Genomic DNA, 8,650 nt, shown 5'->3' with positions numbered 1-8,650 from the left:
GGGCCTGCCGGAGGCTTCCGGAGAGGAGGTCCGGGAGGAGTGATAAGAACTCCGCATGACCTCATCCGTTAGCATCGATTCATGCAATTGGCCAAACACCAACGCCGCCTCATGCTGGAGCTCAAGAACCCTCCCCACCCCGACAACCTCCACGCCCTCTACCGGGACACGGAAGACCCGGTGGAACGAGCCCGCTGGCACGCCCTATGGCTCCTCGCCACCGGCCACCCCATCCCTCAGGCGGCCAACTACTCCGAACACTGGGTCCGCACCGTGGTCCATCGCTACAACTAAGGGGGCATGGAGGCCATGGCTGACTTGCGCCACCGCAACCGGGGTAAGCCTCCCCTTCTTCCCCCAGAGGTCCAGGAGGCCTTCCGCCAAGCCCCCCATCCTCGGGATGGCCTGTGGACCATCCGCAACGCGGCGGAGTGGCTGGCTTTCCGAGGTCAGGGGCGAAGCCCGTGCCTTGAAGCTGGGGCGCCTTGTGGACCCCAGGCGGGCTCGGAGCTGGATGCGGAGGCTGGGATTTGCCCCCTTACGCCCCCGGCCCAGGCACCGGGAACGGGGGCTGGAAGAGGGGGAGGCGTTTAAAAAACCTTTTCCTGGTCGTGTTCCTTCTGCACTACTTCTTCCTTGGGCTTCGGGTAGAGCTCTGGGCTTTCAACGGTCACGCGCCAGCGTAGCTTGCCCACCGCTTGGGCTTGAAGCCCATCCGCCGTCGGATATGGGCTTTACGGGGCAGGACCCCTTTGGTCTGGGAAAGGCCCCGCTGGTGGCTTTACGTCTACACCTTCGTGCGGCCCAGCATGGGGGAGAACAAGCACTGGCTGTTGCCCTTGATGAACACGGAGAGCCTAGGGGTGGTTCTGGAAGCTATCGCACGGACCAGAGGGGCGGGAAGGGGGGAGTGGGTCTTGGTGGTTCTGGACCGGGCGGGGTGGCACACCTCCACCAGGTTGCGGGTACCCGAGGGGGTGGGGCTGGTTTTCTCACCGCCCTATTCCCCCGAGTTGCAGCCTGTGGAGCGGGCGTGGTCCCTTGTAGATGCGGTGGTGGCCAGTGTAGATGCGGTGGTGGTCAACGGGCAGGTGGGGACGGAAGAGGAGCTTTGGAAGCGGGTGGAGGCGCAGTGCGCTTACCTCCAGACCCAGCACGACCTTATCCGGAGCTACACCCTCTTCCGCTGGTGGCCGGGAGGATGCTAAGGAAGGGGTTTAAAGGGAGTTCTTATGACCCCTCTGCCGCTTGCGGAAGTAGGGGTAGACCGTGGACGGGTGGGGCAGGTCGGGAACCTGCGCCTCGGGCATGACGGGGTATGGCCTGCCACCCTATGCCATTTTCCAGGACGTACAGGATCCCGTTGACGATCCCCCTGCGGGGCACCTTAGCCGGGCAGCCCCCGGGCTTGGGGGTGGTAGTCAGGGGCTCAAGGAGGGCCCGCTCCTCGTTGCTGCGTTCGCCAGGATAGGATGGGCGTATCATCCGCACCCTTCGAGCGTACAGGACTTTTGCGATAGTTTCTGACTGTTCCGTTATGGTGGACGAGAGCCTTGATCGGTGGGGAAAAACTCCCTAAGCTAGCTTTCAAAGGGGGTTAGAATGGGGCTGGTTAAAAGAAACATCAAATTCCTCCAACTCTTTATCCTTCTCTTTGTTGGGGCATGTGGTTTCGTCAGTCATGTACCCGATCAACGTATTCCTCGCCTACACCCCGCTACGCCAGGTTATCTAATTGGCAATTGCGATAACCTTGCCACAAAGCTACTTCACCTAGAGGGTTTATCGATCGAGGCTCTTTCCACAATCCCCACAGGGGGAGTGACTTTTCAGGGACGTGCCATATCAGAGCACTGCCTGCTAAGAGCGAAGGTCTACGAACGGACCAGTCCAGTTGACCAACAAACATATGCCATCTCTTTCGAAATGAGGTTGCCCAAAGCATGGAATGGTCGGTTTTGGTACCAGGGCAATGGGGGCCTAGACGGCAATGTAGTTCCAGCACTTGGCAACTTGTCTGGTGAATCTGCCCTTGAGCAGGGTTTTGTTGTCCTTAGCTCAGACGCAGGCCATAATGCGGCCCAGAATCCCTTTTTCGGACTGGATCCCCAAGCGCGCTTAGACTATGGCTACCAAGCTGTTGGCAAGCTAGTACTCTTAGCAAGGGAAGTCATTAAAGTAGCTTATGGGAGATATCCTGATCGATCATATATTGGCGGATGCTCTAACGGAGGGCGCCATGCTTTAGTAGCGGCTTCCCGATACTCCCAACTATTCGATGGTTTTGTAGCCGGTGCTCCCGGGTTAGATCTGCCCTTAGCAGCCTTGGCAAATATCTGGGGAGCACAAAAATACGCTACTATTGCCACAGGCGACCCAAGGACACCAACCGGTTTGGGCACCGCTTTTACAGGGCAAGAGCGCGCGACTATTGCTCAAGCATTGCTCGATCGCTGTGATATGTTGGATGGGCTCAAAGACGGGTTGGTTTTCGACACGCACCGATGCCAAGTCCTGTTTGATTTAAGCAGGGACATACCAACGTGCGTGACCTCTCGCGACGGGAACTGTCTAACCCAAGACCAAAAAGAGGTTCTGAAAGAGATCTTTTCTGGGGCGAAAAGAGGCAGCGGAGAGTCTTTTTACGCCCCCTTCCCGTTCGACACGGGCATAACCTCTCAAGGTTTTGCATTCTGGGAATTTACGGCCCCCCTCGTTTTAGACTCGGGTGCGGTTGCCTTCGTCTTCCAGACACCACCAGCTAGCCCAATTGGATTTAACGGTCCAGAGTTTGCCCTCACCGCAGATGTAGATCGACTTCTTGACAGCTTTTATGCATCTGTCCCACCTTACAACGAAGCAAGCATGGACTTCATGAATCCCTTAGATCGCCACAACTTGGACCACCTGCGCAATAGAGGCGCAAAGCTTCTCCTATATCATGGCGTTAGCGATCCCATCTTTAGTGTCAATCACTCAATTAGTTGGTATAGCACCTTGGCTGGGAAATATGGCGGGTTTGAACAGGTAACCAGTTTTGCCCGCCTTTTCACTGTACCTGGCATGGGTCATTGTAGCGGTGGTCCTTCCACAGACCTTTTCGAACCCATATCTGCTATAGTTAACTGGGTTGAGTACGGGGTTGCTCCCGAGTTTCTCGTTGCACGCACACGACCTGCTAATCTAGAGCTCCCGCCCACCTGGTCACCTTCACGATCCAGAATCCTCTGTCCATACCCCAAGATTGCGATATACGCTGGCGGAGATCCCGAAACCTATAATAGCTTCCGCTGCATAAACAATCCTGCAATCCAACCAACAGGAGGGGGTGAAGAGTGGTGAATACCTCCACTCTGAATATCCGGCACATTCTTTGGCGTGCGAAGACCCTTTACCCGGAGAGCCAGCTTGTTGTGAAAACTCGAGCGGGACATTTACGCTACAAATCATACCACGAATTCGTCATAGAGGTCGAAACGTTTGCAAAATCTCTTCAGGGTTTAGGAATCAAGCAGGGAGACCACGTAGCTACCCTTCTATGGAATACCTGGCACCACCTTGTGGCTTACTATGCTATTCCTAGCATAGGAGCTGTGTTACACACATTGAATCCCCGCCTTCATCCTGACGAAATGGCCTATATTCTGAACAACACTAACGACCGAGTGTTGTTGATCGAGAAAGATTTTCTTCCACTCTACCAACGCCTCTCCGAAAAAGCTCGTTTTGACTTGATACTTTTAGTTGACGCCCTAGATAATGCCAGAGGTACCAACGCGATTAATAGCATCCCAGGCGAGTTTGTTTTATACGATGACCTAGTCGGTAGTGGCAGAGAAAGAGAGAGCGAAGTCGAATGGCCCAGTCTTGATTTGTATTCGCCGGCATTCTTGTTACATACCTCTGGAACTACTGGCAAGCCAAAGGGGATACTCTTCAGCCACGGACAGATTGCGCTGGCTGCACTCACACTAACGTCAAGCACCACATTTGGAATTTCTCACGAGGATACAATCCTTCAAGTAGTCCCGATGTTTCACGTAGCCGGATGGAGCTTACCTTATGCGGCACTTCTTTGTGGCTCAAAACTCGTTCTTCCAGGCATTCACCCAAGGCCCAAAGATCTTCTCGACTTGATTCAAAGTCAGGCTTGTACATTTGCCGCTGGGGTACCTACAGTGTGGCAGGATATTCTTGATGAAGCAAAAAGCTCGGGAATAGACGTTCTGGCACCTAAATTGCGGGTTGCTATCGGTGGTAGTCCACCAAGGGAGAACTTGATTCGCGCTCTCAGAACCTTCGGTATTCAGATTATCCATGGCTGGGGAATGAGCGAGGTTTTAGTGGGGCTTCAATCCAAAACAAAAGGTGGAGAGGAGTCTCCAGACAAATTGCTATGGCAAGGAGTACCCGCACCGTTCTTAGAAGTTAAACTAGGATCTTTAGGGGGGCCTAGCAATGATGTACCGTGGGATGAAAAAACACCCGGGGAGCTCTTGGTGCGCGGACCATGGGTAGCTGATGGTTACATCGGCGGAAAACACCAGGAGGCATTCGATAACGAGGGTTGGTTTCACACAGGCGATGTTGCAGTCATAAGCCCTAAGGGGGAAGTGAAGATCGTCGACAGAACTAAGGACTTGGTCAAGTCTGGTGGGGAGTGGATTAGCTCAGTTGAAGTTGAACAAGGGCTTTTGGCTCACCCTGGTGTCCGTGACGCTGCCGTGGTAGCAGTCCCCCACCCAAGATGGCAGGAGCGACCGGTGGCATTTGTTATTCCGCATACGGGTGTAACCCTTGAAGAAGGTGAGTTGCGCGTACACCTAGAGCGGATAATGCCAAAGTGGTGGATCCCAGATGAAATATTGTTTGTAGAGGAGCTGCCAAGAACACCTACTGGTAAGGTTGTTAAAGGCCAGCTGAAAGAAGTGTGGATGAAACGGAAAGGGGAAGAAAAATGATACAAATAGAGAAAGTTGGCGTGATTGGTGCTGGCTCGATGGGATCTGCAATTGCTGCTTTGGCTGCATCATATGGGCTCGAAGTGGTTCTCCTGGACATAAAGGGAGAAGCTAACAACCCTTCGCGAGTCGCCAGGTTGGGCATTGAACAGGCACTAACACGTGGAGACTTTTTTGTTCCGGAAGCAATAAACAACATCAGGGTCGGAAATCTAAATGAGCATTTTGACCTACTGTCCACTTGCGACTGGATAATCGAGGCTGTTGTCGAAGACGCCACAATAAAGCGAGAGCTGTTTCTGAATCTTAAAGCCGTTTTGAAACCAAGAGCATACATTTCCACAAATACGTCCACGTTTACGTTAAAGCAGCTCTTGCCGTCTGGGCTAGACGAATGGACTCCCAGGTTTTATGCCACACACTTCTTCAATCCCCCGAGAAGGCACATCCTGTGCGAGTTGACAAATTTAGTTGGAGAGCGAGACAAGTTCCTGGATGCCTTCTCAACATTCCTTTCAAGGGATCTAGGGCGGCGTGTTCTCGTTGTCAAAGACACTCCGGGTTTTGTTGCCAATCGGCTAGGGATTTACAGCTGGGTGAGAGCAATCAGGCTGGGAGACGAGTTGGGAATCACACCTGAAGAAGTAGACGCCTTAACTGGGCCGGCAATCGGTCGTCCTCGATCAGCGACTTTTAAAACAATCGATTTTACCGGTCTAGATATTCTGGTCTTGGGTGTTAAGAATCTGAGGGACGCAACGGGTGATGATTTTGTGTTGCCTTCATGGATAGAGCATCTCTTTCGCCAAGGCAAGTTGGGGCGCAAGAGTGGAGCCGGGATTTTTCGCTTTGAAAAAGGAGTTGCTTTCACCTTTGATCCCCACGCCAGGGAATACAGGCCTTTTTTGGAGCCAGCGATACCTGGGCTAAAGGAGGCACTGAGTAAGCCTTTTCCAGAACGTATTTGGTTTCTGTTAGAGCTTTCTAATGTGTATGGGTACTTTTTGCGCAGACTGCTCGCTGACACCTTTGCGTATGTGCTAACTGTTACCCCAGAAATTTCTCCAGATATTGTAACCGTTGACAAGGCACTCGAATGGGGGTTTGGGTGGAGCATGGGCCCGTATGCACAGATGGACTATCTGGGTCTGGCTAAAGTCAAAACTTTGCTTGAAGAATCAGGCCACGGAAGCGCGATAGAAGTTCTGGGGCGGGCTATAAGGCACGGGCGTTTCTTCGGTGAAAATAAATTCCTAGATCTAAAGGCTGGCGGTTTCATTCCCAGCCATGTTTCGCCAAATGCCGCAACCGTAAGATACGTTGAGCTTAGGAGAGCGCTAGACGAGGCGGGGGTAGTTAAGGGCCCCGAAGAGGTTTGGCTTATGAGGGTAGGGTCTGTTGAAAGGGCTGTTGAGCAAATTAGAAAGATCGAACAAGAACAACCAGCGGCGCTGGTCCTTGTGCTTAGCATTGACCCGAAGTATCCTTACGGGCAGCTACTAGATGCAGCCGAGAAAGGCGATGAGGCTGAGATTCAGCGTATTTTAGGAGTAACAGGGGATCTGCTTTTAACTTTAGCTCGACTACGTATGCCCATGATTGCTGTTCTAGATACCGATCTTAGCGGATTAAATACGATGGTTGGCTTGATAGCAGATGTCGTTATGGCCCCAGTCCAGATATTTGTTTCGCCTGAGGAGCCCAAGGACAGAATACCCCCTTTTGGAGCTGCTGCTCTAATCGATTCACTAAATCCTTCCCTGGGGGGGATCTTTAGCGAGGCGGGTTTGGTCCAGATCCTGAAGAAGTCATGCCTGGTCTATTCCAACACCGACAAAGCTTTGGAAGATGCTGTTTGGCTGGGGACTAAGCTTAGAATTTCTGGAATTAAGCGAAGGATAATAAACAGATTGTGGGGATTTTCTGACAAACTCAAGGAGGAAGTCTCGTCTCTACAGACTAACATCAAAAACGATGCTTTCATCGATGCCATTAGGGCGGCGACTCGAGAAGTTCATCGAAGGGCTCAAGAAAAGGAGGTAGGAAAAAATGTCTATGATTCTAAAAGAGCAGATAGGTAAAGTTTTATTCTGTCAGATTAACCGCCCCGAGAAGTTAAATGCACTTAACCGGGAGGTTCTTGAGGAGCTGGTTGCGATACTAGGGGAAGCACGCATAAATAGCGACATCCATGTTGTAGTTCTTACGGGAACGCAGAAGGCTTTCTCTGTTGGTGCCGATATAGAAGTTTTTGTCAACACTCCTCCGGAGGAGTTTGCTTCTAAAGCGTCTGATTTCCATCTCTGGGATGCTATCCGTCTTTTTCCAAAGCCCCTGGTTGCAGCAGTACACGGCTATGTTTACGGCGGGGGTCTAGAGCTAGCTTTGTGCTGCGATCTGATTTTTGCGTCTGAGGATGCCCGCTTTGCGTCACCCGAAATTCGCATAGGCTTAATCCCTGGTGCAGGGGCCACGCAGTTGCTTTCACGGCGTTTAGGTAAGTACCGAGCACTAGAACTCATTTTGACCGGGCGCGAGTTTTCTGCCGAGGAAGCGTGGCGCTGGGGGTTAGTAAACGCTGTTTATCCCTCAGAAGAACTTCTGTCTCGCTCTATGGAGGTGGCCGAACAAATCGCCGCAAGCGCGATGTCGGCCCTAAGAGCCGCAAAGGCCGCCGTTAATTATGGGCTCAGCATGCCTTTGGATGCAGCCTATCGCTATGAGCGCGAGTTATTCTTGTGGTGCTTAGGTACGCAAGAAAGCCGAGAGATCCTGACGAAATTTATCACGGCAAGGCAGCAAAGGAAAGGGCAAAAGAGGGGATAGGAATCATGCGGCGCAGAATTGAATTTATAGACGCGCATGTGCACGTCCGGACCGGTGACCACAAGTATCTAGATTTAGACCCTTACGTGCGCTCAGATCCCGATTTCCCGAAAGACACGGATGCTTTGGCTGACCTTTATCGCGAACTTAAGGGCATGGCAGTTATATTTGACATAGACGATGAAACAAGAACAGGTATGCGCGCGTCCAACGCAGAGATTGCTGAACTGATGCAGAGGCACCCAGATGTATTCATTGCTTTTGGAACGATTGACCCCTGGAAAGGAAAGGTTGCGTTGGACGAGGTTGCGCGGTGCGCGGAACTTGGCCTGCGGGGGTTGAAGTTTCATCCACCCATTCAGGACTTCCGGCCAAACGACCCCAGGTTCTACACCCTGTGGGAGCTTTGTTCACAATATGGATTGATCGTGCTTTTTCACACCGGAACCACAATGGCCCATAGTGGGAAGCCCGGAGGGGGAGGTATAAGGTTGGATTATGGTCGGCCAGTTCCTTACATTGATGATATTGCGGCTCTCTTTCCCGATTTAACCATCATTATGGCACATCCCGCCTGGCCTTGGCACGAAGAGCAGCTTGCCATTTTGCGCCACAAGCCCAACGTTTTTATGGACCTGTCTGGCTGGCTACCTAAATATTTCCCAGAAAGCGTCATTCGGATGGCCAATACCCTCCTCCAGGACAAGATGCTTTTTGGATCAGATTTTCCCATGATCCACCCCCAGCGTTGGATTGAGGACTTTCGGAAGCTGCCAATCAAGGAGGTAGTTCTGCCTAAGATTCTCTTCGAAAATGCTGCTCGGCTTTTCAGTATCCTAACGACACAGGATCGGTGAAGGTTG

The 8,650-nt window shown here is 52.2% G+C and carries 8 protein-coding genes and 1 pseudogene; 8 read left to right on the top strand and 1 reads right to left on the bottom strand.

Going from position 1 to position 8,650, the window contains the following annotated elements; all coding sequences use genetic code 11:
* Window positions 1–81 precede the first annotated feature (81 nt).
* The 3 genes and pseudogenes from ETP66_RS12515 to ETP66_RS10250 all read left to right on the top strand — a co-directional run bounded on the left by ETP66_RS12515 (window position 82) and on the right by ETP66_RS10250 (window position 1,208).
* Window positions 82–294: a helix-turn-helix domain-containing protein gene (locus ETP66_RS12515; protein WP_330848626.1), complete on the top strand. Its 213-nt coding sequence runs from the start codon at window positions 82–84 to the stop codon at window positions 292–294.
* A gap of 106 nt (window positions 295–400) precedes the next feature.
* Window positions 401–541, top strand: a pseudogene (locus tag ETP66_RS12570) (hypothetical protein); the annotation flags it as partial.
* 157 nt (window positions 542–698) lie between these two features.
* Complete coding sequence (locus ETP66_RS10250; RefSeq protein WP_130842522.1) at window positions 699–1,208, top strand: transposase; 510 nt, start codon at window positions 699–701, stop codon at window positions 1,206–1,208.
* Between the two features lie 22 nt (window positions 1,209–1,230).
* Here ETP66_RS10250 and ETP66_RS12565 read toward each other — a convergent pair whose 3' ends face one another.
* Window positions 1,231–1,485, bottom strand: a complete 255-nt coding sequence (locus ETP66_RS12565) for a transposase (protein ID WP_430731885.1) — start codon at window positions 1,483–1,485, stop codon at window positions 1,231–1,233.
* Window positions 1,486–1,602: 117 nt separating this feature from the next.
* Here ETP66_RS12565 and ETP66_RS10240 point away from each other — a divergent pair, with 117 nt between their 5' ends.
* From ETP66_RS10240 to ETP66_RS10220, 5 genes are read left to right on the top strand one after another with little or no spacing between them, the layout of a single operon-like run.
* A complete protein-coding gene (locus ETP66_RS10240) occupies window positions 1,603–3,342 on the top strand; it encodes a tannase/feruloyl esterase family alpha/beta hydrolase (protein WP_130842520.1) in 1,740 nt (579 codons plus the stop codon).
* A complete protein-coding gene (locus ETP66_RS10235; protein WP_130842519.1) occupies window positions 3,336–4,961 on the top strand; it encodes a long-chain-fatty-acid--CoA ligase in 1,626 nt (541 codons plus the stop codon). Before ETP66_RS10240 ends, ETP66_RS10235 begins: the two co-directional genes overlap by 7 nt.
* Window positions 4,931–7,042, top strand: coding sequence for a 3-hydroxyacyl-CoA dehydrogenase family protein (locus ETP66_RS10230; RefSeq protein WP_130842518.1), 2,112 nt, complete (start codon window positions 4,931–4,933; stop codon window positions 7,040–7,042). Before ETP66_RS10235 ends, ETP66_RS10230 begins: the two co-directional genes overlap by 31 nt.
* Window positions 7,017–7,787 carry an enoyl-CoA hydratase/isomerase family protein gene (locus tag ETP66_RS10225; RefSeq protein WP_201738524.1) on the top strand — a complete coding sequence of 257 codons (771 nt, stop codon included), beginning with the start codon at window positions 7,017–7,019 and terminating at the stop codon, window positions 7,785–7,787. The genes ETP66_RS10230 and ETP66_RS10225 overlap by 26 nt, the downstream gene beginning before the upstream one ends.
* Window positions 7,700–8,644: an amidohydrolase family protein gene (locus ETP66_RS10220; RefSeq protein ID WP_201738523.1), complete on the top strand. Its 945-nt coding sequence runs from the start codon at window positions 7,700–7,702 to the stop codon at window positions 8,642–8,644. The genes ETP66_RS10225 and ETP66_RS10220 overlap by 88 nt, the downstream gene beginning before the upstream one ends.
* The last annotated feature ends 6 nt before the right edge of the window (window positions 8,645–8,650 follow it).

Source organism: Thermus thermamylovorans (assembly GCF_004307015.1).
Taxonomy (GTDB): Bacteria; Deinococcota; Deinococci; order Deinococcales; family Thermaceae; genus Thermus; species Thermus thermamylovorans.
This window is presented reverse-complemented; position numbering and strand designations above follow the sequence as displayed.